The organism is Cystobacter fuscus, from assembly GCF_002305875.1.
GTDB lineage: Bacteria > Myxococcota > Myxococcia > Myxococcales > Myxococcaceae > Cystobacter > Cystobacter fuscus_A.
Map to the genome: position 1 here is coordinate 6,045,927 of NZ_CP022098.1, position 26,772 is coordinate 6,072,698.

Here is a 26,772-nt window from a genome sequence, read left to right on the forward strand (position 1 = left end):
AAAAGAAAGGGCCCGTGCTCCACGGATCGGAGCACGGGCCCTTCTTTCTCACTCCCGCCGCGTCAGTTGTTCTGCAGGGGATTCACGCGCACCAGGGAGCGGGCGGGCACGGTGGCCGTTCCAGTGGTTCCGGACGCGTTCTTGAACGTCACTGGCAGCGCGGTGGCGGTGGGGTTCCACACCAGGGCCGAGTAGGTGGTGCCCTTCTTGTACACCGTCGCGCTCGCCCCGCCCGTGGCCCAGATGTCCGCGCTGCGCTGGCCGAGGCTGGCCATGTTGTGGACGAACCAGTACGTGTTGAAGAGCTCGTTCTTCTGCACCGGCGTGGCGTTCCACTTGGCCAGCACCGCCTGGGGATCGCTCAACGACTGGATGGGCCACACGACGTGCTGCCACGTGGTCTCCGGTCCGCCGTTGTCCTTCACGAAGCCGTTGTAGAGGCTGGCCGCCTTGGCGGGGTTGAAGCCGTAGCTGGTGAGGTATTCGGCGGTGGGCAGCCAGTGGATGCCGTAGATGTGCACCGGGGCGCCACTGAAGAAGGTGCCGTAGAAGTTCGACGAGCCATACACCTGGCCCACCGTCTTGTGCGGCCACTCGGGCAACCAGTTGTCCCCGTCATAGTTGAACCAGTACTGCTCCACCGCCTTGAGTTCCGTGGTGAAGCCGTAGATGGCCGCGTCGCGGAACGACGTGTTGCCGGTGGTGACGCCCCACAGGTACTGACCCACCCAGCCGAAGAGCGACTCGCCCGCGGCCTCCTGGTTGTTGCCGTTGTTGTTGTCCGCGTAGCCCCCGGCCCACGAGTGGCCCTCGTAGGGATCGAAGTTGCGGAAGAACGGGTAGAGCGGATCCGTCCGGGTCGGGTTCGCGTAGTCGCGGATCAGGTGCTCCACCATGGAGCCGTACTGGGTGCGGAAGTTCGCGTCGTACGAGGCCAGCACCGCCGAGGCGAAGACGTAGTAGCCATAGGTGAAGTGGTGGTCCGTGATGCCCGTGTTGGCCCCGAACTCGCTGACCCGGTAGTACGTCGTTCCCCAGTCCGGGTTGTAATAGAAGAAGAAGTCCTTCTCGCCCGGCGTGTACGTGTACCACTCCGTCAACAGGGGCTTGAGCCGTGACAGGAACAGATCGCGGTAGACGGTGTCGCCGATCTCGTCCGCGGCCAGCACGCCCATCGCCAGCGGGTGCAACGCCTTGCCCTGCCAGTAGGCATCCACCGCGGGCGTGACATTCGCCGTCTCCCGCTCGAGCGTCAGCAGGTACTGGCTCAACAGGGCGCGCGAGTACTCGGGGTTGTTGGGCTCGGTGAACTGGGGGACGATTCCCTGGAAGCGGTTCGTGGTGAAGAACGTGTTGCCCTCGCGCACCTTCAGGGTCCCGCGCACGGAGGGGTAGGAGAGCGCGGTGAGGGGCGAGCCCGAGTTCTTCCACTGGTGGGGGAAGAGGGCCGTCAGCGTCTGATCGGAGAACCCCGTGCGCTTGAGCTGCGTGGTGAGGGTGAAGGTCGTGGTGAGCTGTGCGCTCGCCTCGTCGAAGAGATAGCTGACGCGGGTGCCCGTCACGAACGCGTAGGCGTGCTGGTGGAAGTAGCTCAGGTCGGCCGCCGAGGGCAGGGCCGCCAGCGACAGATAGCCCTGGCCGCCCCCGAGCTGGATCTTGATCTTCGGGCCGACCTTGCGGAACACGGTGCCCGCCGGCGCGAAGAGTCCGTAGTAGCGCGTCTGGAGCGTGCCGCCGCCATCGGGGTTGGACACCTTCACGGCGATCCGGTCGGTCGTCACCGTCGCGCCATCGGTGGTGAGGATCGCGCTGCCCTGGTCATCGAGGATCTGCGTGATGCGCGCGGAGTAGATCTCCACCGAGTTGGGATCGCTGAACTGGGTGTAGAGGTAGGGGGAGCCCTTGACGAACGTCACCTTGAGCTTGTCCGTGGCGTCGTCGCTGAGCACGGAGTCCACCGACCAGTCGCCGTAGCCGGTCACCCGGTTGGCCAGCTTGGACGTGTCGATGGTGTTGGCCATCAGGTACAGGTCCGGGTTGCCGTCCGCGTTCACCGCGGACTTGTCGCCGTTGATGTAGCCCGCGCCGGGGGTCAGGATGCCGAGCCCCTGGCTGGAGAACTTCGACTTGAGGGGCTGGGTGACGATCATGTCCCCGAGCGGCTTGATGAGCAGCGACTGCCACCAGTCATTGGAGGGGAGGGGAGCCTTCAAGGTGTCGGCGCGGTATTGCGGATACCGGGGCTGCGGCATCTTGTAGTCGTTCGTCAGGTAGCTGCCCTGGCCGACCTGGATGGAGCTGGGGGTGGGGAGGGCCGGAATCGTGTAGGTGGGCTTCGGGTGGCCGTCGACGTAGTCGTAGACCTCGAAGTCGAACAGGGAATACCCATACCCCGTGGCCCGGGCGTACCCTTTCATCCGGACGTGACGGCCGGAGGCGTACAGGGGAATGTCCTGCTTTCCGCCCGCGCCGTGCAGCGTCCGGTAGACGGTCGTCCACTGCGAGCCATCCGGGGAGACCTGTAGATCGAACACGCGCCCGGCGGCCGCTTCCCAGTTCAGGACGACCCGGCCAAGCGTGCGCGTGCTGCCCAGGTCGATGGAGATCCACTCCTCGTCCGTCGAGGCCGAGTTCCAGCGTGTCGACGCGTTGCCATCCACCGCGTTGCCCGGCGGTAGGGATTGCGCGGTGGAGGAGGCGGTGGCGGTCCGGTTCAGGGCCACGTTGGGGCCATACTGGAGCGGCGGCGTGTTCACGCCTCCGGTTCCGTAGACCTCGAACTCCAGGATGGAATAGCCATAGGCGCTCAGGGCCCGCTTCGTGCCGAGCACGCGCACGAACCGGCCGTTGCCGGTGACCGGCTGCTCGTCGACGCCGCCAGCCCAGTTCGTCCGGGCATAGAGATCCGTCCAGGCGAGCTCGTCGTTGGAGACCTGGACCTTGTAGTCCTTGGCGTACGCACCCTCCCACTGGATCTTGACCCGATCGAGCTGCGCCGTGGCGCCCAGGTCCACGTAGATCCACTGGGGATCCACCCCCCACTGGCTGGCCCAGCGCGCGCCCGTGGTGCCGTCCACCGCCAGCTCCGCCGAGTTGTTGCCCTCCTGCGAGGAGGCATAGGCGGGACGCTTCAACGACAACAAGGTCGAGGCCGCTTGCGCGCTCCAACCACCGAGGAAGCTCAGCAGTGGTAGCAGGCACGCCGCCGACCTGAGCCCCCGTGCCGTCTTCCGCGCGTGTGCTTGTCTGTCGGGGAGGTGCATCCTCTTTCTCCGGGATGAAAGGGTGTGACTTCAAACCAGAGAAACTAGGGAAAGCGGAATTTAAATCAATATTATTATGTAATACTGGTATTCTACAGAAATCTGGAAAATTGGGCTTGCGGTGAGCGTTCAGCTCCCGAGCACCTTGTCCCGGTCACGCTCCAGGTTGATAGTGACTCCCGGTATGCGCGAGTGCTCGTCCAGAACCCGGCTCCTCCTCCCCCTGCTGGTGTCGGTGCTCCTGCACCTGGCGCTCCTGGCCATCTGGGTAGGACGGGGAGTGCGGGAGGATTCGCTCGTGACGCCCTCTGAGTGGGCCCGCTCCTCATCGGTTCCCGTGGAGCTGGAATTCCGTGACGCGCCGACCCGGCCCTCGCCTGCGGTCCCTCCGCCCCCCGCGCAGGAGAAGAAGATCACCCGGCCGCGGGCCGAGCGCGCTCCGCCCAAACCGGTGGCCGCCGCCGAGAGCCCTCCACCGCCTCCCGCGCCCGTGACGGGCCCGGAGGACTCACCCCTCGCGGAGACGGCGGCGCCCGAGGAGGCGCCGCGCCGGCCCCACCTCCTGCCCTCGTGGTCGGTCCTCACCCCGGGCCCGGGCTCGCTGGCCGTGGCGCCGGAGTCCCATGGCCGGACGCTGCGCCCGGGCGATCCGGAGCTGCGGCCCGAGTCCAAGGACGAGGAGTCGGAGAAGCTCACCGCGCGCGTGCAGGACTGGATCGATGACGATACGGCGGGGGTACGTGCCGGAGGGATCGGCGGCCATCCCTATTTCGGGCAGATGCGGGGCTCCCTCGAGGGGGGTCTGGCGCATACGGACGGGGGGACGCCCGAGCAGCTCGGAGTCACCAACCCCGTCGCGGGCCTCATGAAGAACTACGCGGAGGCCGCCAGGGAATTTGGCCGGACGGGAACTCCCGGGGGTGCGCCTCCCCCTTCCGCTCCACTCCAGAGCGAGCGGCTCACGGCCCTCTTCGGGAATGATCCGCAGGGGGCTCATCGGATCAGGGCGATGGCGCAAGCCCGCGAGTCGCTCGATGCGCTGGCGAGCAGGGGGGCCTTGTTCACGGTCAAGCTCGAGGTGCGTCATGCACGGAGCGGAAAGCTCCTCGAGGCCCGGCTCGAGGAGCGCTCGGGCAACGAGCTCTTCGATGCCTTCGTCCTGAAGGTCGTGCCCGGCGCGCTCGGCGACCAGGAACCACCTCCCGCGGTGGTGCTCCGGGACAAGAAGGACCTCCGCACCCAATGGCTGGTCGAAGGCTGGCATCACGCGTCCAAGGAGCTGATGGAGTCGGTTGGCGCGAGCCTGCTCTCGGGTCAACTCACGGTGTCGCCGCTGCTCCTCTTGAAGGACAAGAAGTCACTCCAACCCAGCTTCGAGTACCGGGCGCGTCTGCTCAAGGTCTACTGACATGCTCAAGCGCGACAAGCTCCTGCCCGCGGCCCTCCTGTGTTTCCTGGCGCCAGCCCTGCTGTCCTGTGCCGCTCCTGAACTGACTCGTGGCCCCATCGAGGCCCTGTATGCCCGACCCGGGGCGTTCGAAGCGGTCTCCTTCGTCGTCAAGGATGGCGCGAACAAGGATCTCTACAAGATCTACCACCCCGTGGAACTGACCTCGGGCCATCCGATCATCGTCTGGGGAAACGGGACCCACGCGCTGCCCTCGAACTACGACGAGCTGCTCACGCATCTGGCGACGTGGGGATTCGTGGTCATCGACACGTACTCCACCACTACCGGAACGGGGGCGGAGATCCTGGGCGCGGCGGAATACATGGCCGCGCGGAACGGTGATCCGGACAGTCCCTTCCACGGCAAGCTCGACCCCGACAGGATCGGCGCCGCGGGGCACTCGCAGGGCTCGACCGGGGTCATCAACGCCCAGACCCGGTTCGAGCGCGGGCCGATGATCAAGACGGTCGTCTCCATCGCCCTGCCGGACCTGCGGTGGTGCGATCCGGAGGACAAGTACGACACCTCGCTGCTGACGGCCTCCTTCTTCATCATGGGCGGCACGGGGGATGGAATCGTCTCCCCGACCTCCACCAACGTGAAGGCGTATGGCCAGACGCCTCCCGGGCTGGCCGCCGCGATGGCCATGGCCGAGGGCGCGGGCCATACCGCGATCGAGGGGGACGGCAGCCACCATCGGGGCTACCTCACCGCCTGGATGCGCTACCAACTGGCGAACGATCCCACCGCGCGAGAGGCCTTCGTGGGAGACACCGCCGAGCTCGAGAACCAGCCCCGGTGGCGGGATGTCGCCCTGAAGAACCTGGAGTGACTCACGGGGCCAGCCAATGCGGCCGGTGCAGGATCCGCACGGCCATGCACGCGATGTTCGCCCCCACTCCGGTACCGAGCAGCAGGAGGTTGTCCCCCTCGTTCAGCTCGCCGGAGACGAGCAGGTGGTCCAGCGAGAGCACCTGGTCGCAGGCGCCGATGTGTCCGATGGTGCGGCCGTACTCCCAGGTCAACCTGGACATGGGCAGTCCAAGCGGGACCGCGGCGCGTTCCCTCACGCGCTCCTCGGACCAGTTGACGAAGGCGATCCGGGTGATCTCGGACATGTCCATGCTTGCCTCCCGGAGGGTCTTGTCGACGACCTCCAGCATGGTGCTGGTAATCAGCGTCGCCATTTCCCGCGGATCCGCGTGCGTGGTCGAGAGCCACTGCTCCTTGGCCTTCCCGAGGTCGAGACTGGTGTCCAGGGTTGCCTCCGGCGGGAACAGGGGGATCGAGCCCCGGTGCCTCTCCTCGTACTGGGGCAGTGTCACCGAGTTGATCGCCTCCAGGCGTGCGAAACCGCTCTTCCTGGTGAGCAGCAGCGCGCACGCACCGTCGCCGAGCGGGGAGTGCGGGCTGGACCGCCAGCGGTCGATCTTCGAGGTGTTGTAGTTGTCCGCGGAGGTGATCAGGGAGGCCGCGTGCTCCGGTGCCGCCATCAGGTGGGCCGCGGCCAGCTCGCAGGCGCAGAACATGCCCATGCAGGCCTGCCGCACTTCCGCCGCGGTCGCCTGTCCGGAGCCGGTGTGTCGCTGGACGTAGTACTGGGGACACCAGCCGTGGGGCCCCTGGTACCAGGTGCTGACGTACAGCAGGAGGCTCAGCGCCGCCGGGTCCTGGCCAGCGCGCTGCAGCGCCTGCCGGCTCGCCCGGAGCGCCATCTCCGGCGCGGGGAGGTCGCCCGCGATCGTGACGCTCTTGATGCCGTACCGCCTGGCCGTGGTCTCGCCCAGAAGTCCCTGGGCCACGGCCCACTCGACTGGCACTCGCTCGGGGAGATAGGCCCCGGTCGCACTGATGAACACGCCTGGTGTCTTCACGAGATGTTCCTGTCCGCCCAGTACGGTGCACGCAGCTCGCGCTTGAGCACCTTGCCAGTGGGTGCTTTCGGCAACTCGGCGACGAACTCCACCGAACGTGGTTTTTGATAGGAGGCCAGGTGCTTGCGGGCGACGTCGATGATGTCCTCCGCGGTCGCCGTCTGGTCCGGCTTGAGCACCACGAAGGCCTTCACCGACTCTCCCCACTGCTCGTCGGGCACCCCGATCACGGCGCATTCCAGCACGGCCGGGTGCTTGCCAATCGCCTCCTCCACCTCGACGCTGTAGATCTTCTCTCCCCCCGAGATGATCATGTCCTTGAGCCGGTCGACGATGTACAGGTAGCGCTCCTCGTCCCAGGTGGCCACATCGCCGGTTCGCATCCACCCGTCCCGGAAGGTGGCCGCGGTCAGGTCCGGCCGCCGGAAGTAGCCGAGCATGTTGGCCGCGCCGCGGACCACGATCTCGCCGGGCGTCTTGCGGTCGCGCGGCACGTCGTGGCCGTCCGCGTCGACGACCCGGATGCGAGTGCCGAAACCCTCGCGGCCACAGGAGCGCAGCCGGTGCGGATGGACACCTCGCAGCGCGTCGCGGTGGTCCTCCTGGGACAGGAATGACATGGTCACCCCTTCGGTCTGCCCGTAGCCCTGGATCAACCCGCACGGGAAGGACTCCGCCATCGCGCGCACGATCGTGCTGGGCATCGGGCCGCCGCCGTACTGGATGTTGCGCAGACTCGACAGGTCGTAGTGGTCGAACCCCGGCACCGCCAGCATCCAGTTGAGCATCGTGGTGATGCCGAGGAACGCCGAGACCCGCTCCTGCTCGATGACTTCCAGCGCCCGCCGGGCGTCGAAGTTCATCAGCACCACGGGGCAGCCGTGGGCCAGGTAGTTCATCGCGAGCACCACGGGGATGTGGAACATCTGCCCGGTGAGCAGGTAGACGTCCGAGGGGACGACCCGCTCCGCGACCGTCTGGTTGAGCATCCCGGCGGCCACACTGCGATGGGAGTGCACCACGCCCTTGGCCATTCCGGTCGTGCCGCCGGTGTAGAGGATGAAGCAGGGGTCGGTGTCCTGGACCTGCTCGCTCCAGGGCGGCTCGGTATCCGGCGCCGAGGCGATGAGTTCCTCGTAGCTGCCATCCCCGTTGAGTCCAGAGTGGAGCAGGCGCACCAGGTCGACCGCCCGGCCCAGGTCCTCGGCCACGAGCCGGAACTCGGCCGAGGTGACCAGGACGGTGGGTTGGGCCTCGACGACGAGTGTGCGCAGCGCCTCGGTGGACAGCCGCCAGTTCAGCGGCAGCAGCACCAGGCCCGCGCGGCCCGCCGCGAAGTAGAGTTCCTGGTACTCGATGCTGTTGCGGCTGAGCACGGCCACCCGGTCACCGGAGCGCAGACCGAGGGCCCGCAGGCCGTTGGCCAGCCTGCACACCCGGGAGTCCAAGGTGGCCCAGTCGATGCGCCGCTGGTGGGTGATGTCGACCAGCGCGGTTCGCCGGGGCGTGAGGGCCGCCCACTTGGCGGGGATGAGTCCGAGGTTCATCGCGGGCGCCGGCCGTCCGCGGGGAGGTCGAGCTCGATGTGCCGGGCGCGCAACCGCCAGACTCCCCCGGTCTGGACCACCTCGTCGGTGTAGGTCCCGGTGGTCACCACCTCGAGGTGCTCGCCCCGCACCGAGATCAGTGTCAGGTAGGAGCGCGCGGTGGCCGTGTCGGGACCGGAGAGGTCAACGACCAGATTCGTGCACACGTGCCGCCTGCGGTCGTCCTGCGCCGCGGCGGAGTCCCGCATCAGGCGCATGATCTCCGCGTGTCCCCGGAACGGTCCGGCCAGGTCGCCGCCGGCGACTCGCAGGGACAGCGACGCGTCCGGGGTGAAGCACTCGACGAGCGCGTCCCAGTTACGGGTGTCGTAGGCCCACGCGTACCTCGCCACCAGGTCGGCGATGGACTCGCGAACGGACATCGCTCCGCCTCGGGGTGCTTCATCCGTGTGCTGGCCTCGGCTGGGAGCGGCGGACCTCGAGGTCTTGCTGCTGCCTTTGGGCATGGTCTTGTCTCGTTTTCTCGTTCGGAGAAGGCAGCCGATATCTCTGCCGAGAGTAGGGAGTCACTCCTCGGAAGAGAACACTCGGAAGCCCATGAAAATACTCACCCGGAAGAGGGAGCGAGCGATCACCCTCCTGGGCATCCAGTCTCCTCGGAGAGCTTCCTCTCCCACCCGCCGGGGAAGTGGACTCCGGTCTTCCCCCCCCGGCCGGGCCGTGTCACGGCGCGAAGCGGAAGCTCTCGTTCGCCGTCCAGCTGCACGGCCACTGGATCAGGAACCCGCCGTCGTCCATGGAGCCGCCCGCGATGTCCAGGCACTGGTTGCTGTGCTTCGCCTGGATCGCGAAGTACTCGTTGCCGTAGGGGAGCAGGCGGAACCGCTGGTTGTCGCTGCCGTTGCAGGTGTGTTGGATGACGTTCGTGCCGGCCGTCGTGGATGCTCCGGCCACGTCCATGCACTTTCCGCTGTGACGTGCGCGCAACGTGAAGTACCCGTCTCCCGTCGACTCGAGCAGCCAGCGCTCGTTGTCCACGCCCCAGTTGGAGTACTGGGTGAGCTTCACCCCATCGCTGGTGCTCGCCCCGGGGACATCGATCACCTTGCCACTGTGCTGGATGTAGATGGCCGTATGGTCCGTGCCCATCGGATCGTTCTGGAAGGGCATGTTCTCACCGAGGGAAGACCGGCCGCAGCCGTCCTTCGCGCAGCCGCGCATCGAGCGCAGGTCTCCCGTTTGTTCGATCGGATGGCCGATACCATCGAAGCAACCCGAGCCCGTGCAGTTCATCCACGCGGGCGAGTTGCCGCCTCGGGTGAGGGGCACGAGGTTGTTCCAGGTGTCCATGTGGTAGTCGTTGCCACCGGGATTGCGGTAGTCCTCGAAGTAGAGGCAGCCGCCCGAGCCCCCGGAGTCGTGGTAGGTGCCGTGGGCGTTCTTCCCGACGTAGCCGATGGGATGCGTGCCCTCCACGGTCTCGAACGAACCGGCTTCCCGGCTGTACCACCCGCCGTGCTGGTAGAACGCGACCCGGCTCAGCCGCCCATCGACGACGAGGACCGCCACCGACTCCCAATCCGCGGCGTGCGAGCCCGAGCTGACGAAGCACGTGCTCTGCCACGCATAGAAGTACCAATAGCGGATGAGCACCGTGTTCGTCCCCACCTGGGTGGCGGTGTAGTAGGCCGGGACCCGGTTGTTCCGAATCGTCGAATAGTCCTTGTTGCAGAGTGAAACGGGGGATGCGCCCTGCGCGCGTTGCTCGAAGTACGTGGCCGCGTCGCTCGGGAAGCACTTGCTCTGCTCGCCAGAGCCCGTGGTGGTCTCCTGGTCGAAGCGGAGGCGGGGCGCGTACCGGGTCGCCATCGCGCTCAAGTCGAAAGACGGCCCGCCGTTGTCCGCCTGGCAGAGATAGAGCTGCTTGTTGTCACAGTAGCGATCCCAGCATCGCACGCCCGCGAGGTACATGGACTCCGGGGCCACGAACGACCCGCCGCTCTCTTCGGAGATGGACTCCGTCCAGTAGCAGTTCGAGCGCACACCGCCGTTGTTGATCTGTGAGCACCGCAGGGCGATGCTGTCGCAGTAGTCGCCGGAGCAGCCCAGGCCCGTCACGAAGCCGTTGTTGCCGCACACCTGCTCGTGCGTGCCCTCTTCGGAGAAGGAGTCCGTCCACCAGCTGTTCGTCTGCGTATATCCAGACTCCACGTTGAGCAGGCTCACGTCGTCGCAGTAGCGGCCGCTGCAGCGCAGGCCGTGCGTCAGGAAGGCGGGGCCGCTCTCGATCGCGGACGCGCCATCGGTGGTCCACGGCATCCAGTGAGGCGGATGGATCTCGGTATGGAAGTACGTGCCGCGCGCGTCGGCGGCGGGTACGCCGAGCAGTTGGGGCTCGGTGACCAGGACGAACGTGAGCAGGGAGGCGCCGACAGCGACGCCGATGTTCTTGATCTTCATGGCTCTTGGGGGGGGGTGAGGGTGAGCTGCCACGAGGCCGGGTTTCCGGTCGCCGTCGGGCGACGACCGGCCTCGTCACCAGGAGAAAATGGTTGATGAGATCATACCGTATGGCCAGACGGACGACTCGCGCCACGGGCAGAACTACGTCTTCACGGTGGAGTGGGGGAGCCACAGCACGAACCGCGCTCCACCCTCCGCCACGCGCTCGTGGCGCAGGTCCGCCTTCATGCTCCGCGCCATCCTCCGGCAGAGGGCGAGTCCCAGCCCCACGCCCGGCGCCGTCTTCGCCGCCGTCTGCACGGATTTGGAGAAGGGCTCGAAGAGGCGCCGCGCCGTCACCGCGTCCACGCCGGGCCCGTGATCCCTCACCACCAGGCCCACCCGGCCCCGGCGCCGCTCCACCTCCACGTGGATGCGCCGGTCCACCGCCGGGGCCGCGTACTTGGACGCGTTGTCCACCAGGTTGAAGAGCACCTGCTCCACGGCGGAAGGGTCCGTCAGCACCGAGACGCCCGCCGGCACGTCCACGCACAGCTCCATGTCCGCCCGCGCCGCCCGCTCCGCCAGCCGCTCCTCCATCCGCCCCACCATGGAGCGCACGTCCACCGACTCCAGCCGGGCCGGTGCCCGCCCGCGCTCGATGCGGGCGTAGGCCAGCACGTTCTCCACCAGGTGGCTCAGTCGCTCCGCCTCGCGGTGGAGGATGTCGAAGTACTCCTGGCGCCGGGCCTCGTCCGGTACCATGCCCGCCGCCAGCATCTCCGTGTACATCCGGAACGTCGTCAGCGGCGTGCGCAGCTCGTGCGTCACCGCGGAGACGAACGCGCCCCGCCGCTCGCTCAGCGCCACCACGCCCACCAGGAGCGCCACCACCGCCGCGCCCGCCAGCAGCACGCCGCTCCACGCCACCGTCAGCACCACCGGCAGCGAGGAGATGGACGCCGTGTCATACCCGCCCTCCGGCACCTGTCCCGGCACCAGCCGCACCGGTAGCGCCGCCAGCATCCGGCCATCTCCGTGCGTCGGCCTGCCCGCGACGGGCTCCAGCGTCGCGGAGGGCAGCAGATCTCCCATCTGCCCCACCAGCCACGTGCGCAGCGCGGGCCAGTCCAGCCAGCAGCCCTGGATGTACTCCCGCCCGTCCAGCCAGACGCGCCGAGCCAGGAGCAGCGTGTCGCCCACCCAGAGGGCCCGCATCTCGTCTCCCTCCCCCCGCTGAGGCCGCACGGGGGCGCGCTGAAGGTTGTCCTCGTAGGCGTTCGAGTTGGATCCACTCACGCCCCGGAGGGCCTGGCTCGCGCTCCGGGAGCGGGCGCTGAACTCGCTCACGTTCTTCGCCACCTGGGAGACCTCGGCGAGCGTGCTCTCGTAGCGCACCTTGGGCTCGGGACGCCGGACCTGCGGGGGCGGGTCGATCAGGGAACGCCGGAGGTCCGTACCGCCCAGGAGGCTCCGCAGTTTTCCGAGCCGGTCCTCCAGCGTGGCCAGCTCGGACGCGGGCAGCGTGGCGCCCACCGACTCGCGCAGCCCGGGCTCCACCACCTGGGGCGAGGACACCGTCCCATCCGGGGCCACCTGGAAGTGGAGCAGCACATGCTCCGGGAGCGGGGACAGCAGCGGTGAGGCCAGCAGCGCCCCGCCTTCCGGCATGGGACGCAGCTTCGGGTCGAGCACCCCGCGCGCCGCGGACACGGGGCGGTACGCCTCCGGGGCCACCGCGCTCTCACGGGCCACCAGCGGCAGCAGATCCGAGTCCAGCCGCCACAGCGCCAGCCGTGCGTTCTCCTCCCGCGCCGCGCTCTCCCGGGCCTGGCGGTCCGCGCGGTCCAGCCGGAGGGCGAAGGCCGACAGCGCCACCACGCCCGCCAGCGCCAGACACAGGCACGCGCTCACGGCGATCCAGATGCGCCAGGAGCGAATCACGAGGCGGCGCCTCGCGTGGCGAACATATAGCCCTTGCCACGGACGGTGAGGATGACGCGGGGCTCCTCGGAGTCGTCCCGGAGCTTCTCCCTCAGGCGCGCCATGGTCATGTCCACCGTGCGCGTCTGCACGCCCCGGGGGGGCAGGTGCCAGACCCGCTCCAGCAACTCCTCGCGGGAGATGGCGCGCCCCGCGTTGTCACCCAGGTAGCGCAGCGCGTCCGCCTCACGCTCGGACAGATCCACCCGCGAGCCGTCGTCGAAGCTCAGCTCGCGCCGCTCCACCTCGAAGTGCCCTCCCGGGAAGTCGATGCGGCCCGTCCCCATGGGCCGCTCGGCCGAGCGGCGGAGCACCGCGCCCGCCCGGGCCAGCAACTCCCGCACCGAGAAGGGCTTCACCACGTAGTCGTCGGCGCCGAGCTTCAGGCCGTTGACCCGGTCCTCTTCCTGACCCCGGGCGGTGAGGATGATGACGGGGAGGGTGGGGCGGCTCTTGCGCACCGCCCGGAGCAGCTCCAGCCCGTCTCCGTCGGGAAGGACCAGGTCCAGCAACACCAGATCGCACGGGGTGCGCTCGGCCAGCCGCTGTCCCTCCACGCGGGCTCCGGCCTCGAGCACCTCATAGCCCTCGAAGCGCAGGGCATCCACGATTCCCCGCCGGATGGCGGGGTCATCCTCCACGACAAGCACTCGGCGCGCGGCCATGACGGCATCCTACTCCAGCGTGAGGTGACGCTTCTTCGCCTCGCGCTCCACGACCTGGCCGATGGCCCCATCCAGCGTGTCCGCCCCCGGAGCGGCCTGCTGCTCGCGCGCCTGGGCGAGGAACCGCTGGCGCTCGGCGTTGAGCGTCTGGATGCGCTGCTGGAGCTGTGTCCGCTCCTGCTCGCGCGCCTCCAGCCAGGCCTTGCGGCCGGCGGCGTCCAGCCCGCGCATCGGCTCCGGCAGGTCCTCGGCCCGGACGGACTTCACGTCCACCTGGTTCTTCTTCACCGCGTCCACCAGGTCCCAGCTCTCGTTCGAGTAGTTGCCGGACGACTTGGCCACGGAGCGGGACACCATGCTGGCGATGGAGACGCCGCGCGAGTTGCTGTCCTGTTGCTCCTGGCGCAACTGGCTCTTCTTGCCGGCGGCGCCGTAGGCGACGTACGTCTTGTTCAGCTCCGCGCCCAGTTGGGCGATCTCCGCGTCCTGCGGCGCGGCGATCTCCACCACGCGCTGGTTCTGATCGATGTTCATGTAGCTGCCGTCGGCGAGCACCGCCGCGTCCTTCCACTTCCCGGCGACGCCCTCCTCGTAGTCGCCGCAGTGGATGGTGTTGACGGTGATGCCGCGCTCGCGGGCGCTCTTCACCGCGTTATCGAATTCGACGGGGCCCTGGGTGAAGGGCTCGTTGCCAGCGATGAAGATGAGCCGCATGGCGTCCGGATCCTTGCTCCAGGCGAGCTGCGTGGAGGCGTCGCGGATGACCTCTCCGCAGTACTCCTCGCCGCCGGACGTTCTCAAGGAGAAGAGGTGCTCGGAGAGCAGGTCCAGGTCCGTGGTGAAGGGCAGCACCTGGCGGATCTCATGGGAGTTGGCGCCCGGGTCGGCGTTGCCGTACGCGTACAGGGCAATCTGGAGCTGCGGCGCCACGCCGTCGCGCTTCGCGTGGGAGAAGCGGTTGACGATGTTCCACAGCTGCGAGCGGGCCTGGTCGAGCAGGCCGTCCATGCTGCCGCTGGTGTCCAGCAGCAGGGCAATCTGGATGATGGGCTGATTCGCATCCGTCCTGGGGACGGGGGCCACGGTCGGCCTCACGGGTGGCGGCGCGGGCGGTGTACCCGGAGAGGGCTGGTCCAGCAGGAGAGCGGAGACCGCGAGCACCGCGGCCGAGCCAAGGATGACGGGAAGCTTGAGTGCCGATTTCATCGTGCGTCCTTTCGTACGTCGGTGCCCGATTGAGCACGCGGAGAAGAGTACGAATGAGGGGCCTCGTCGGGTGTAACCGGCTTGTAACCGGAGGTGTCGGCGACTCCTCAAGGCGGTCGGCGCCGAGTCCATGAGCGAGTAGGCGCTGCGAGGTGTCGCGCATTCGGGGAACTGGTGAGGAGCAGCGGAGAGCATGGTAGATCGACCAGCGAGGACAATTGACTTGACCGCCCCATCTACCCAGCACCTTCGAGCTGTCTCTCCGGGGAGCCTACTCTAGTGGCCATCAAGAAATCCGAACTCTACTCCACACTCTGGAAGTCCTGCGACGAACTGCGCGGTGGCATGGATGCATCGCAGTACAAGGACTACGTCCTGGTGCTCTTGTTCGTGAAGTACGTCTCGGACAAGGCGGCCAGCCAGAAGAACTACGATCTCGACGTCCCCAAGGGCGGCAGCTTCGCCGACATGGTCGCGCTCAAGGGGGACAAAGAAATCGGCGACAAGATGAACAAGATCATCGCCAAGCTCGCCGAGGCAAACGACCTGAAGGGCGTGATCGACGTCGCTGACTGGAACGACGCCGACAAGTTGGGCAAGGGGAAGGACATGGTGGATCGGCTATCGAAGCTGGTTGCCCTCTTCGACAACCCCGATCTTGACTTCAGGGGCAACCGCGCCGAGGGCGACGACCTGCTCGGAGATGCCTACGAGTACCTCATGCGGCACTTCGCCACCGAGAGTGGCAAGAGCAAGGGTCAGTTCTACACGCCGGCCGAGGTCTCTCGCATCATGGCCAAGGTCATCGGCGTCGGCAGCGCCAAGAGCCCCGGCCAAACCATCCATGACCCCACCTGCGGCTCAGGCTCCCTCCTTATCAAGGCCCACGACGAGGCCAAGAGTGCCACCGGCCTCGACCTCGCGCTCTACGGCCAAGAGATGGACAACGCCACTAAGGCGCTGGCTCGCATGAACCTCATCCTGCATGACTGCCCCACCGGCGAGATCTGGCAGGACAACACGCTGTCCGCGCCATACTTCAAGGATGCCAAGAGCAACGCCCTCAAAACCTTCGACTTCGTCGTCGCCAACCCCCCCTTTTCGACCAAAGCCTGGACCAACGGCTTTGACCCGGCCAACGACCTCTACGGCCGATTCGACTTCGGCGTCCCGCCGCAAAAGAACGGCGACTACGCCTTCCTCCTCCACATCTTCGCCTGTCTCAAGAGCACCGGGAAAGGCGCGGTGATTCTCCCGCACGGCGTGCTCTTCCGTGGTGGCGCTGAATCCACGATCCGTCGCAAGGTCGTCCAGCGCGGCTACATCAAGGGCATCATCGGTCTGCCGGCAAACCTCTTCTACGGCACTGGCATTCCCGCCTGCATCCTTGTGCTCGACAAAGAGGGCGCCGCCGACCGCAAGGGCATCTTCATGGTTGATGCCTCCAAGGGCTTCATAAAGGACGGCAACAAGAACCGCCTGCGAGCGCAGGATATCCACAAGATCGTCGATGCGTTCACCCGGCAACTCGAGCTCCCCCGCTACTCGCGGATGGTCTCGCTCGCCGAGATCAGTGACTCGAAGAACGACTTCAACCTCAATATCCCGCGTTACATCGACTCAAGCGAGCCGGAGGACATCCAGGACATCGACGGCCACCTGCGCGGCGGAATCCCCGTCCGCGACCTCGATGCCCTCGACCGGTACTGGAAGGCCTTCCCGGGTGTGCGCGAGGCGCTGTTCAAGAAGGCCAGCCGTCCAGGCTATGCCGAACTCAAGGTCACAGCGGCAGACATCAAGACCACCATCTTCGGGCACACTGAGTTCACGGCCTGGAGCACCCAGAGCAAGAAGCTCTTCGCCAAGTGGCGGGCGGAGAGTGCGCCACGCTTGAGTGCCATCGCCAAGGGCGACAAGCCCAAGGTCCTCATCGACACGCTTTCTGAGGAACTCTTGGGCACCTTCCAAAAGGCCAAACTGCTCGACCCCTACGATGTCTACCAGCACCTCATGGACTACTGGGCTGAGGTCATGCAGGATGACGTCTACCTCATCGTCAGCGACGGTTGGAGCGAGGCTGCCAAGCCCCGGCCGATTGGCGACGACAAGGAAAAGAAGTCCAAAGATAAGCCGGACTTCATCATCGGCAAGCAGAAGTTCAAAGCGGAGCTGATTCCGACCACCCTACTCATCGCTCGCCACTTTGCCGCCGAACAGGCGGCGATCGAAAAGCTGGTGTTGGAAGCTGCCGCCGTCGCGCAGGCGATGGAGGAACTGGCCGAGGAGCACGGCGGCGAAGACGGTCTCTTGGCAGAGGCAAAGAACGACAAGGACAAGCTTACTAAGGCCTCAGTGTCCGCTCGGCTTAAGGAAGTAAAAAGCGAGCCCGACACGGTTGATGAGCGCAAGGTGCTCGGCGACTACTTGGCGCTCATCGAGAAGGAGGCGGTCATCAACGCGACGGCCAAGGTGGCGCAGGAGGAACTTACCGCGAAGGTTGCAGCCAAGTACGGCAGGCTGACCGAGGACGACATCAAGATGCTCGTTGTCGAGGACAAGTGGCTGACCTCGCTTGAGGCATCTGTGCAGGTCGACTCGACAGAGTGTCACAGACGCTCACTGGCCGCATTCGTGAGCTTGCCGAACGTTATGACACTCCGCTACCGACGCTCACGGCCGAACTCTCGATGCTTGCCGCTCGGGTGGATCAGCACGTCAAGAAGATGGGCGCAACATGGAACTGAAGCTTGGCTACAAGCAGACAGAGATGGGCGTCCTTCCGGCTGACTGGGAGGCTCGACCGCTTGGCGACTACGTGCGCTTCAGGACCGGACCGTTCGGTAGCGCACTGCACAAGTCGGACTACACGCATGACGGCGTTCCAGTGATCAACCCAATGCATATAGTGGACGGCAACCTATCGCCCACCGAGAGTATGACGGTCACCGAATCTGCCGCCCGCGCACTCGCAGATTTTCGTGTTCGCGAGAACGACATCCTTATCGGCCGACGTGGCGACATGGGGAGATGTGCCGTTGTGAAAGCAGGTCAAGCCGGCTGGCTGTGCGGCACCGGCTCGATGATTGTGCGATGTGGGGAGGGGATTGCTCCGTCGTTCCTGCAGCGGGTGCTATCGAGTTCAAGAGCTATTGCTGCAATCGAGAGCGCGTCCGTAGGTTCGACAATGATCAACCTGAATCAGGGCACACTCTCTGCGCTCCTAGTTCAGATTCCGCCGCTGCCGGAGCAGCGGGCCATCGCGGCGGCACTGAGCGATGTGGATGCACTGATCGGCGCGTTGGACCGGCTCATCGCGAAGAAGCGTAACCTCAAGCATGCGTCCATGCAGAAACTCCTCACCGGCCAGACTCGCCTGCCTGGGTTCGGTGGCAAATGGGAAATGGTGCGCGCTGGAGATATCGGGCGCTTTAAGGGAGGCAGCGGCTTTCCTACGAGAGCCCAAGGGGCGGCAGCAGGCGACTACCCGTTTTTCAAAGTCTCTGACATGAACCATGCGGGGAACGGTGTGTTCATGATCCAGTCGAACAACTGGATCTCCGAAGGTGTCAGAAAGCAGCTCGGTGCCACTGTGTTTCCGACAGGCAGCGTTGTATTTGCAAAGGTAGGGGCGGCAGTCTTCCTGGAAAGAAAGAAGCTCCTCGCGAAGTCGAGCTGTCTTGACAACAACATGGCCGCGTTCATTGTTCAACGCGACCGTCTTGAGCCGCGCTTCGCTCACCTTGCATTTCTGCACACCAAACTCGGTGATTTGGTGAGCACGACCGCGCTCCCATCCCTGAGCGGCTCGGTGCTGGCGCAGATCCCGCTGCAAATCCCTCCAATCGATGAGCAGATAGCCATCATCAACGTGGTCTCGGATATGGACGCCGAACTCCGCGCACTTGAGAGACGTCGTGACAAGACCCATGCCCTTAAGCAAGGAATGATGCAGGAACTCCTGACAGGAAGGACGCGACTCGTATGAGCACCATCGGTCAGGCCGAAAAGAAGACCCAGCGCCGCGTCGTCAAGCTCTTTGTTGATGAATTGAAGTACGAGTACCTCGGCGACCTGAGTGAGGGCGATAACCGCAACATTATCGAGGGGCAACTCGAGCACTTTCTCCGAGTCTATCAGGGCTATGGCGAGCGTGAGGACGGCGACGACGTCATGCGCCGCGCCATCGCTGAGGTCGTCAAGGCCGCCGGAAACACAGGCGTGAGCCTCTACGACCGCAACCGCGACGTCTACGCTCTCCTGCGCTACGGCGTGAAGATCAAGGCTGACGTCGGGGCGCAGTTCGAGACGGTGTGGCTCCTTGACTGGAAGAACCCCGAGAAGAATCGCTTCGCCATCGCTGAGGAGGTCACGGTCAAGCCGGCCGATCCCAAGGCGCACGGCAAGAGGCCAGACATCGTCCTCTACGTCAACGGTATCGTGCTTGGCGTCCTCGAACTCAAGCGCTCTACGGTCTCAGTGGCCGAGGGCATCCGCCAGAACCTCGACAACCAGAAGAAGGACTTCATCCAGCCCTTCTTCTCGACCATGCAATACGTCATGGCCGGTAACGATGCCGAGGGGCTGCGCTACGGCACCATTCAAACGCCCGAGAAATACTACCTGACCTGGAAGGAAAACCCTCCACCCGGGCACGATGCGGACAACCTGCTCGACCGAGCGCTGCGGCAGCTCTGCGGCAAGAGGCGGTTCCTCGAACTCATCCACGACTTCGTGGTCTTTGACGCGGGCATCAAGAAGCTTTGCCGCCACAATCAGTACTTCGGTGTGCGGGCCGCTCAGGAACACGTCCGGCGCCGCGAGGGTGGCATCCTGTGGCACACGCAGGGCAGCGGCAAGAGCCTCACCATGGTGTGGCTCGCCAAGTGGATCCGCGAGAACGTCCAGGACTCCCGCGTCCTCATCATCACCGACCGAACCGAACTCGACGAGCAGATCGAGAAGGTCTTCAAGGGCGTTGCCGAGGATATCCACCGCACCAAATCAGGCGGCGACCTCATCGCGCAGCTCAACGCCACCGCGCCTTGGCTCCTGTGCTCCCTCATCCACAAGTTCGGTGGCAAGGAAGACGGTGAGGAGGTCGGGGACATCAAGGGCTACGTCGAGGAGTTGAAGAAGGCCCTGCCCAAGGACTTCCGGGCCAAGGGCGAGCTGTTCGTTTTCGTGGACGAGTGCCACCGGACCCAGTCGGGCGACCTCCACGAGGCGATGACGAGAATCTTGCCTGGCGCTGTGTTCATTGGCTTCACCGGGACGCCGCTCCTCAAGGCCGACAAGAAGAAGAGCATCGAGATCTTCGGCCGCTACATTCACACCTACAAGTTCGATGAGGCGGTGAAGGATGGCGTTGTACTCGACCTCCGCTACGAGGCCCGCGACATCGACCAGAGCATCACGTCATCGAAGAAGATCGATCAGTGGTTCGAGGCTAAGACCAAGGGGCTCACACCACTGGCCAAGGCCCAGCTCAAGGCGCGCTGGGGGACTATGCAGAAGGTCCTGTCGAGCCAGTCACGCCTCCAGAGGATCGTGGCTGACATCATGTTCGACATGGAGACCCGGGACCGCCTGAAGAGCGGGCGCGGCAACGCGATGCTGGTCGCGGGCAGCATCTACGAGGCGTGCAAGTTCTACGAGCTTTTCGCCAAGACACCGCTGGTGGGCAAGTGCGCCATCGTCACTTCGTACGTGCCACGGACGGCCGACATCAAGGGCCAGGAGAGCGGCGAGGGAGCGACGGACGCGCTCGAGAAGTACGCTATCTACCGTCAGATGCTTGCTGATTGGTTCGGTGAGCTGCCTGAGCAGGCCGTCGGCAAGATCGACGCTTTCGAGAAGGCGGTGAAGAAGAAGTTCATCGACGAGCCGGGGCAGGTGAAGCTCCTGATCGTCGTTGACAAGCTCCTGACCGGCTTCGACGCGCCTCCGGCTACGTATCTCTACATCGATAAGCACATGCGCGACCACGGCCTGTTTCAGGCCATCTGTCGTGTGAATCGGCTTGACGGCGACGACAAGGAGTTCGGCTACATCGTCGACTATAAAGACCTGTTCAAGAGCCTTGAGGGGGCGGTCACGGACTACACCTCCGGAGCTCTCGATGGCTACGACAAGGAGGACGTCGCCGGGCTACTCGAGGACCGCCTCAGCAAGGCAAAGGAACGGCTGGAGGAGGCTCTTGAGGCCGTGCGCGCGCTGTGCGAGCCCGTCGAGGCGCCTCGCGACGATCAGGCGTTCTATCGCTACTTTTCCTCAAAGGAGCATGGCAATACGGCCCAGCTCAAGGAGAATGAGCCGCAGCGCCTCGCGCTGTATAAACTCACGGCGGCGCTCGTTCGCGCGTATGCGAACCTGGCGGGTGAGATGACCGCGGCGGGCTATACCGAAGCCGAGGCCGCGTCGATCAAGAAGGATGTGACGTTCTATGAAAACCTCCGTACGCAGATAAAGCTGCACAGTGGTGACGCAATCGACCTGAAGCAGTACGAACCTGCGATGCGCCACCTCATCGATACATACATCCATGCGGAGGAGAGCGAGACGGTCTCCGAGTTTGACGATTTGTCGCTGGTACAACTCATCGTCGAGCGCGGCGCGGAAGCAGTGAATGCGCTGCCCGAGGCCATTCGCAAGAAGGAGAAGGCTGCTGCGGAAACGATCGAGAACAACGTACGGAGGCTCATCACCGACGAGTCGCCGATCAATCCGAAGTACTACGAGAAGATGTCTGAGTTGCTCGACTCACTGATCGAGCAACGCAAGAAGAACGCTCTCAGTTACCAAGAATATTTGGAGAAGATTGTCGATCTGACCCGGCAAGCGAAGAACGGTCCGACAGTAGGGGGCTATCCGAAGTCGCTGGACTCGGCCGCTAAGAGAGCGCTGTATGACAACCTCGGGAACGACGAGGCTCTTGCTCTTAAGGTGGACGGCGCGGTTCGGTCGAGCATGCAGGATGGATGGCGCAGCAACACGATGAAAACGCGCAGGGTCCGGCAGGCCATCAGAGCAGCCTTCGACGGTGATGAAGATCTCGTCGATCGAATCTTGGAACTGGTGAAGAGCCAGAATGACTATTGAGACCCATACCCTGACCGTCAGCGGCGTGCGTGTGGCCGTTGTCCGGAAGGCGATCAAGAACCTTCATCTCGGCGTCTACCCACCTGATGGGCGAGTTCGGGTGGCGGCGCCGTTAGCGGTATCCGACGCAGCCGTGAGGGTCGCGGTCATCAGCAAGCTGCCGTGGATCAAGCGACAGCAAGCGGCGTTCGAGCATCAGCCCCGCGAGTCCGAACGCGAAATGGTCAGCGGGGAGAGCCACTACTTCCTCGGTCGACGCTATCGCTTGGATGTCGTGGACGCCATGGGGGCCAACAGAGTCGTGCTCCGCAATCGTAGGACCCTCGAGCTTCACGTACAGCGCGGAGCCGACGCCGAGTATCGCAAGCAGCTTCTGTATCGCTGGTACCGCGAGCGCCTTCGCGAGCTCGTCCCGCCTCTCCTTGAGAAGTGGGAGGCCGCGATTGGCGTGAAGGTCGCCGGGTGGGGCATCAAGAAGATGAAGACCAAATGGGGCTCATGCAACGCGGAGGCACGCCGCCTCTGGTTGAACCTGGAGCTAGCGAAGAAGCCACCGGAATGCATTGAGTACCTCATCATTCACGAGTTGGTGCATCTTCTTGTGCGTCATCACGACGATCGTTTCAACGCCTTGATGGACCGTCACCTGCCCAAATGGAGGCTGGTCCGGCAGTCGTTGAACGTGGCCCCCCTGGCGAATGACGCCTGGGAGCTAAAGGACAGCGGCGCACGGCACTGAGCTGGCGGCGCTCTTCCACTCGCTGACTGATAACGGATTTCAGTTGAATGTTCCTATATATTATATCCGCAATACCGAAACCAGCCGACGATGTCGTCATGAGTGATGAGGTCCATGGCCCTGGCAATGGCGTCATCGAGAGCCTGTAGGGTACGCGCGCCCATGCTCTTGAGCAGTTCCTTGAGCTTGTTCCAGAGCAGTTCAATGGGATTGAGGTCCGGCGAGTAGGGTGGAAGGAAGAGAACATGGGCACCGGCGGCGCGAATACGCTCCAGGATGTGCGCGGGCTTGTGCGCCCCCACATTGTCCATGACCACAATGTCGCCCGGATTGAGTTTGGGGACGAGCATGTGCTCGACAAAGGCCTCGAAGACACCGGCCGTCGTGGCTCCTTCGATAGTCATCAGCGCCCGAATGCCGTCCAGAGCCAGTGCGCCCTGAGCTATCCCCTCATATTGGGCCGAGAAATTCCTGAAAAACTGGTTGTTCACGTAACAGCGAAGCGAATCGCTCCATCAGCGGGACGAGCTGCTCCTCCGGCATCATCGGGATGGCTTGGTAATACTCACAGCCCTGCCGGAAGAGCGAGGAGGTGCGCGTCTTCACTGTGTTGGCTTTGAGGTAACGCTCCATCCCCAAGCTCTCCCCCGCCGCCCCCAGCAGCGTCAGCAATGCGCAGGCTAGCGCGCTCACCAACAGCAGCCGGTCCCGCCTCTCCGTCGAGCGGACCCTCACCGACGACAGGCCCATTCCAAAACGCAAGTCCTTCATGTCGCGGAATGTGGGTCTTCGGTACGTCGAGTGGGCAGGACTGTCGACAAGAGGCCGTGCGCATGGGGAGGACATGGGGCTCAAGGGCGTGCGGAGCCGAGCGATGGCCATGGGATTCAAGTCCCCGCGAGAGTTCGAGGCATGAATGAGACAGGGGCACGACCTGGGGTGCCGAAAGCCGCAGCTGTGCATGACAGAGCGCCTGGCTCCGCTGCCCTACTGGCCGGGTTGCAGTCGAATCTGTCGGCGCTGCGGGGCTCGGTCCCCAGCCGCCTGCTTCTACGGCGAGGGGCTACGCCGCTACTGGCAACGGCGGAGTGAACTCCATGCCCCCGCAGCACAGCAGTATCATCGCCCTGAATGCCTTGGGATTGCGGAAGCCATAGGCGCGGCGGCTGAGGGCTCGAATCTTGTTGTTGATTCCCTCCACCACTCCGTTGCTCAGTCCCGTCTCCACGTAGGCGAGAATGCCGTCCTTGTGCCGCTGGACTGTCTTCGCCAGCTTCGCGAAGGGGGCGAGCCTGGAGTGGCTGGCCCATTGACACCACTTGTCCAGGTGCTCCGAGGCTCGCTTGGGCTGCACGTAGTCCATGCCCCGTGCCAGGCTTTCCTTGAGCAGATAGGCCCGGTAGAGCGTCTGGTTCGTCTTCTTCAACTCGCTGAGCTTCTCTCCCTGGCGCACCGTCAGGTTCCACGGATTCTTCAGCAACGCCCAGCGGCTCTGTTTGAGCGCCTTTCCCTCCTGGCTCCCCGCCTGCTCGCGCACCTCTTGCCGGCGCACCGTATCCAGCGCTTCGTTCGCCAGCTTCTGCACGTGGAACCGGTCGAACACCTTGCGCACATGTGGGGCACGGTTGCCCACCGCCTTGCTGAAGGCCGCCGACAGGTCCATCGTCGCGTGCGTCAACTCCTTCGTCCTCTCCTCTCCCAGCTCGTCGAAGAAGGCGTCCAGGGTCTCTTCGTTCTTCCCCTCTCCCACCCAGACGACTCGCGAGCGCAGGTGGTCCACCACCAGGCTCACGTACTTGTGCCCGGCTTTCCAGCCCAGCTCGTCCACTCCAATGATTTGCAACCCCTCCAGGCGGCCTGGCGACAGGCGCTCCTCGACAATGCGCTCGATGATGGTGCCCACCGTGCGCCAGTTGATGCCCAGCAGCCGGCAGATGGAGGACTTGTCCAGGCGTTGCGCCTGCCAGGCCACCAGCTCCTCGAAGGCCCGCGTGAAGCTCGAGTCGTGCGCCGCCCAGGCCACCCGCTCCACTCTCACCCCATGCTCGCGGCAGTGCACACGGCGCGGGGCGTAATGCAGCCAGAAGATGGTTTGTCCCAGCGCCAGGTGCCGCCACAACCGCCCAGGGCTCGCGTCGTAGCCGGGGGCGGGCCGGCCGCACACTCCGCAGCGAGGCTTGCGCTGTGCGTGCACCGGAGCATGTGGAACACCGATTCCGGGGGAAGTGGAACACTGATTCCGGAGCAAGTGGAACGCCCATTCCGGCCATGTGGAACACCGATTCCGGGGTTGTGGAACGCACCCCGGGGGCGGCACGTATTGCAACTCCGCGACCTGGTCTCTTCCCAGAGCGACAGCCTCTATCGGCTTCTCGCTCCCCATCTCTCATTGGAGACCCTCCCGTCCACGGCGGGAACGCCCATTTCGGCTACAGAAGATCCCGGAATGTTTCCTCCGTTCGAAACCTCTTGCCATACAGCCCCACCACGAAGGCCGCCGTCGCTTCTTTCAAGCTCGTCGCCAGGCACCACGCCTCCTTCATTCCCTTCTGCTTCACGCACACCACTGCCCCCACGGGTGCTTCGTCCTGGGTGACTCGCGCTCCCACCAGGCGCACCGCCCGGCCCGATTCGGGCACCCACTCCCCCGCGCTCTTCTTCTCTCCCGTCTCATCCATCACTTGAATGCACTGACGGAAGCGCACCACGTAGTCAAACTTCAGTTGCTCGAGCAGCGCATAGAACTTCTGGTCTCCAAAGCCCCGGTCGGCCAGTAGTGTGAGCCGCACCCGCTCGGGCACCACCTGCCGCAGTCGATTGAGCACGAAGTCCTCGACTTCATTGCGCATCCCCTCCAAGGCGGACTTCTCCACCGTGAGCCAGACCAGGGGCGTCGTGCGTCCATGGCTCGCCACCAACGACGCCACCAGCGTTGTCTGCCCATCCGCATCGAAGTCCGTCCAGTCCAGCGCCACCAGCGCCTCGCTTCTCTGTCCCAAGGCAAAGGGCACCCACTGTGCGAACAGCTCCCAGACATCAATCCCTTGGTTGGACAAGAGCCGGTCCACCTGCTTCACCCCATGCTTGCTCTTGGTGCCTCGGGCCCACGCCAGGGCCTTGCCAATGAGATGAACACCCAGGCTGGCGGCGTGAATGACACCCAGGACCGCGTAGGCCAGGGACAACACGCGCTTGGCGTGCAGGTCTTCTTCGAAGAGGGCTTCCAGAAAGGTATGCACCTGCTGGTCATCAAGGCGAGGCTTACGCATGACTGCGGAAGTAAGCATGCGGGTCCTACTTCTCGCACTACTCGGCCTACGCGGCGCTCCCTTGCTCGCCTGTTAAAATGAGGGGATGGCTCAGAGTGCGCCCAGTACGGTGGTGACGACGCCGCGATTCCTGGGGACGTACCCCACCACGCGCTCGCCTCGGGGAGCACGTCCGCGAGTGCGCGTCATGCTCGTGTGACAGCCGGTTTCGTCGAGGAAGACGAACCGTCGCGGGTCGAGCAGGAGCATCAGCAGGAGGAAGACACGCCGCAGTGCCTGAATCCGAGGGGAGCGCTGCTCCGAAGCTACGAGCGACTTTTTTTGAGCCCCAGTCCCTGGCGTCGCAGTGCCCGCCAGACCGCCGAGGAACTGGTATGCACTTCTGTTCGGGCCACCAACGCGTCGAAGTGCTCCCGCACCGTGGCATCGGGTTGTGTACGTACCTGGCCATCAAGCGCTTCCAGCACCTCCCCCCGGATGGCCGAGAAGTTGCCTCCGCCCCTTGGCCGTGGCTCCAGGCTCCCCGTTTCGTCCTCGAGCGTCAGCCAATGAGAAAGTGTCTTGGTGCATACACTGAATTCAGCGGCCACCTCCTCCAGGGTTCTGCCACCACGTCTATAGGCCGCCACTGCGCGCTCACGCAAGTCCACCGAATAGGGCCGGGGCATGACTCCTCCTCCAGCCCCAATAGGTCAATTTTGACCGGAACATTCAACTGAAATCCGTTATGAGACGGCGTAGTGGACGACCTTCAGTCGCGTCCGCTCCTGCTCGTGCACCTCCAGCCACGCCTTGTGGTCGGCGGCGTCTAGCCCACACATCGGCTCCGGCAGGTTCTTGGCCGGGACGGACGCCACGTCCACTTGGTGTTGCTCCAGGCGAGCTGCATGGAGGCGTCGCGCATGACCTCTCCACAGTACTCGTCGCCGCCGGACGTTCTCAGGGAGAAGAGGTGCGCGGAGAGCAGGTCCAGGTCCGTGGTGAAGAGCAGCACTTGGCGGATCTCGCTGGATTTGGCACGCGGGTCGACGTTGCCGTACGCGTACAGGGCAATCTGGATCTGCGGCCCCACGCCGTCGCGCTTCGCGTGGGAGAATCAGTTGACGATGTCTCCTTGAGATAGAGAGCGTACTCTCTCGAACATTGATGCAATGCGTTGTACAGACCCCGTGACGCGGCGGCCATAAAATGTGAATTCAATGTCTTGACCGTACACCCAAGAAAGAGTTCACATAG

General features: G+C 64.9%; 19 protein-coding genes and 1 pseudogene. 6 read left to right on the forward strand and 14 right to left on the reverse strand.

Translation table 11 applies throughout. The features are described from left to right. Positions 1–62 precede the first annotated feature (62 nt). The gene (locus CYFUS_RS24575; RefSeq protein ID WP_095987445.1) at positions 63–3,263 is read right to left on the reverse strand and encodes a glycosyl hydrolase; all 3,201 of its coding nucleotides are present in this window, start codon (positions 3,261–3,263) and stop codon (positions 63–65) included. 184 nt (positions 3,264–3,447) lie between these two features. Here CYFUS_RS24575 and CYFUS_RS24580 point away from each other — a divergent pair, with 184 nt between their 5' ends. Both CYFUS_RS24580 and CYFUS_RS24585 read left to right on the forward strand, forming a co-directional pair. Then, positions 3,448–4,671, forward strand: coding sequence for a hypothetical protein (locus CYFUS_RS24580; RefSeq protein ID WP_095987446.1), 1,224 nt, complete (start codon positions 3,448–3,450; stop codon positions 4,669–4,671). Position 4,672: 1 nt separating this feature from the next. Beyond that, complete coding sequence (locus CYFUS_RS24585; protein ID WP_095987447.1) at positions 4,673–5,545, forward strand: alpha/beta hydrolase; 873 nt, start codon at positions 4,673–4,675, stop codon at positions 5,543–5,545. A gap of 1 nt (position 5,546) precedes the next feature. Here CYFUS_RS24585 and CYFUS_RS24590 read toward each other — a convergent pair whose 3' ends face one another. From CYFUS_RS24590 to CYFUS_RS24620, 7 genes are all read right to left on the reverse strand, one after another. Continuing rightward, positions 5,547–6,587: a ketoacyl-ACP synthase III family protein gene (locus CYFUS_RS24590; RefSeq protein WP_095987448.1), complete on the reverse strand. Its 1,041-nt coding sequence runs from the start codon at positions 6,585–6,587 to the stop codon at positions 5,547–5,549. Continuing rightward, a complete protein-coding gene (locus CYFUS_RS24595) occupies positions 6,584–8,134 on the reverse strand; it encodes an AMP-binding protein (RefSeq protein ID WP_095987449.1) in 1,551 nt (516 codons plus the stop codon). The genes CYFUS_RS24590 and CYFUS_RS24595 overlap by 4 nt, the downstream gene beginning before the upstream one ends. Then, the gene (locus tag CYFUS_RS24600) at positions 8,131–8,556 is read right to left on the reverse strand and encodes a nuclear transport factor 2 family protein (RefSeq protein WP_095987450.1); all 426 of its coding nucleotides are present in this window, start codon (positions 8,554–8,556) and stop codon (positions 8,131–8,133) included. Before CYFUS_RS24600 ends, CYFUS_RS24595 begins: the two co-directional genes overlap by 4 nt. A gap of 301 nt (positions 8,557–8,857) precedes the next feature. Then, complete coding sequence (locus CYFUS_RS24605; protein ID WP_095987451.1) at positions 8,858–10,594, reverse strand: RICIN domain-containing protein; 1,737 nt, start codon at positions 10,592–10,594, stop codon at positions 8,858–8,860. Between the two features lie 144 nt (positions 10,595–10,738). Then, a complete protein-coding gene (locus CYFUS_RS24610; RefSeq protein ID WP_095987452.1) occupies positions 10,739–12,520 on the reverse strand; it encodes a sensor histidine kinase in 1,782 nt (593 codons plus the stop codon). Beyond that, positions 12,517–13,224: a response regulator transcription factor gene (locus tag CYFUS_RS24615; protein WP_095987453.1), complete on the reverse strand. Its 708-nt coding sequence runs from the start codon at positions 13,222–13,224 to the stop codon at positions 12,517–12,519. The genes CYFUS_RS24610 and CYFUS_RS24615 overlap by 4 nt, the downstream gene beginning before the upstream one ends. 9 nt (positions 13,225–13,233) lie before the next feature. Beyond that, positions 13,234–14,430 (reverse strand): vWA domain-containing protein, encoded by a 1,197-nt coding sequence (locus CYFUS_RS24620; RefSeq protein WP_095987454.1) that lies wholly within the window; start codon positions 14,428–14,430, stop codon positions 13,234–13,236. Positions 14,431–14,709: 279 nt separating this feature from the next. On the opposite strand from CYFUS_RS24620, the gene CYFUS_RS24625 reads away from it, so the two are divergent. Genes CYFUS_RS24625 through CYFUS_RS24640 form a run of 4 tightly spaced genes read left to right on the forward strand, consistent with a single transcriptional unit; the run spans position 14,710 to position 22,267 of the window. Next, positions 14,710–17,217: a type I restriction-modification system subunit M gene (locus CYFUS_RS24625; protein WP_198316751.1), complete on the forward strand. Its 2,508-nt coding sequence runs from the start codon at positions 14,710–14,712 to the stop codon at positions 17,215–17,217. Next, positions 17,165–18,415, forward strand: coding sequence for a restriction endonuclease subunit S (locus CYFUS_RS24630; RefSeq protein ID WP_095987455.1), 1,251 nt, complete (start codon positions 17,165–17,167; stop codon positions 18,413–18,415). The genes CYFUS_RS24625 and CYFUS_RS24630 overlap by 53 nt, the downstream gene beginning before the upstream one ends. Beyond that, positions 18,412–21,528 (forward strand): type I restriction endonuclease subunit R, encoded by a 3,117-nt coding sequence (locus CYFUS_RS24635; RefSeq protein WP_095987456.1) that lies wholly within the window; start codon positions 18,412–18,414, stop codon positions 21,526–21,528. Before CYFUS_RS24630 ends, CYFUS_RS24635 begins: the two co-directional genes overlap by 4 nt. Continuing rightward, positions 21,518–22,267: a M48 family metallopeptidase gene (locus CYFUS_RS24640; protein WP_095987457.1), complete on the forward strand. Its 750-nt coding sequence runs from the start codon at positions 21,518–21,520 to the stop codon at positions 22,265–22,267. Before CYFUS_RS24635 ends, CYFUS_RS24640 begins: the two co-directional genes overlap by 11 nt. A gap of 53 nt (positions 22,268–22,320) precedes the next feature. Here CYFUS_RS24640 and CYFUS_RS24645 read toward each other — a convergent pair whose 3' ends face one another. From CYFUS_RS24645 to CYFUS_RS50870, 6 genes and pseudogenes are all read right to left on the reverse strand, one after another. Then, positions 22,321–22,758, reverse strand: coding sequence for a transposase (locus CYFUS_RS24645; RefSeq protein WP_157758628.1), 438 nt, complete (start codon positions 22,756–22,758; stop codon positions 22,321–22,323). Beyond that, positions 22,718–23,050 (reverse strand): annotated as a pseudogene (locus tag CYFUS_RS24650) (IS4 family transposase); the annotation flags it as partial. The gene CYFUS_RS24645 and the pseudogene CYFUS_RS24650, both read right to left, overlap by 41 nt. A 280-nt stretch (positions 23,051–23,330) precedes the next feature. Beyond that, positions 23,331–24,461, reverse strand: coding sequence for an ISL3 family transposase (locus tag CYFUS_RS24655; RefSeq protein WP_157758629.1), 1,131 nt, complete (start codon positions 24,459–24,461; stop codon positions 23,331–23,333). A 235-nt stretch (positions 24,462–24,696) separates the two neighbouring features. After that, positions 24,697–25,506: a transposase gene (locus CYFUS_RS24660; protein WP_095987460.1), complete on the reverse strand. Its 810-nt coding sequence runs from the start codon at positions 25,504–25,506 to the stop codon at positions 24,697–24,699. A gap of 335 nt (positions 25,507–25,841) precedes the next feature. Beyond that, entirely contained in the window at positions 25,842–26,204 is a 363-nt protein-coding gene (locus tag CYFUS_RS50865; protein ID WP_157758630.1) for a helix-turn-helix domain-containing protein, read from the reverse strand. A gap of 140 nt (positions 26,205–26,344) precedes the next feature. Then, complete coding sequence (locus CYFUS_RS50870; protein ID WP_157758631.1) at positions 26,345–26,608, reverse strand: hypothetical protein; 264 nt, start codon at positions 26,606–26,608, stop codon at positions 26,345–26,347. Positions 26,609–26,772 lie beyond the last annotated feature (164 nt).

Bases quoted from the DNA above. Each gene is read 5' to 3' on its own strand.
- CYFUS_RS24575 (WP_095987445.1), bottom strand. From the start codon at position 3,263: ATGCACCTCCCCGACAGACAAGCACACGCGCGGAAGACGGCACGGGGG.
- CYFUS_RS24580 (WP_095987446.1), top strand. From the start codon at position 3,448: ATGCGCGAGTGCTCGTCCAGAACCCGGCTCCTCCTCCCCCTGCTGGTG.
- CYFUS_RS24585 (WP_095987447.1), top strand. From the start codon at position 4,673: ATGCTCAAGCGCGACAAGCTCCTGCCCGCGGCCCTCCTGTGTTTCCTG.
- CYFUS_RS24595 (WP_095987449.1), bottom strand. From the start codon at position 8,134: ATGAACCTCGGACTCATCCCCGCCAAGTGGGCGGCCCTCACGCCCCGG.
- CYFUS_RS24600 (WP_095987450.1), bottom strand. From the start codon at position 8,556: ATGTCCGTTCGCGAGTCCATCGCCGACCTGGTGGCGAGGTACGCGTGG.
- CYFUS_RS24605 (WP_095987451.1), bottom strand. From the start codon at position 10,594: ATGAAGATCAAGAACATCGGCGTCGCTGTCGGCGCCTCCCTGCTCACG.
- CYFUS_RS24615 (WP_095987453.1), bottom strand. From the start codon at position 13,224: ATGGCCGCGCGCCGAGTGCTTGTCGTGGAGGATGACCCCGCCATCCGG.
- CYFUS_RS24620 (WP_095987454.1), bottom strand. From the start codon at position 14,430: ATGAAATCGGCACTCAAGCTTCCCGTCATCCTTGGCTCGGCCGCGGTG.
- CYFUS_RS24630 (WP_095987455.1), top strand. From the start codon at position 17,165: ATGGAACTGAAGCTTGGCTACAAGCAGACAGAGATGGGCGTCCTTCCG.
- CYFUS_RS24635 (WP_095987456.1), top strand. From the start codon at position 18,412: ATGAGCACCATCGGTCAGGCCGAAAAGAAGACCCAGCGCCGCGTCGTC.
- CYFUS_RS24640 (WP_095987457.1), top strand. From the start codon at position 21,518: ATGACTATTGAGACCCATACCCTGACCGTCAGCGGCGTGCGTGTGGCC.
- CYFUS_RS50865 (WP_157758630.1), bottom strand. From the start codon at position 26,204: ATGCCCCGGCCCTATTCGGTGGACTTGCGTGAGCGCGCAGTGGCGGCC.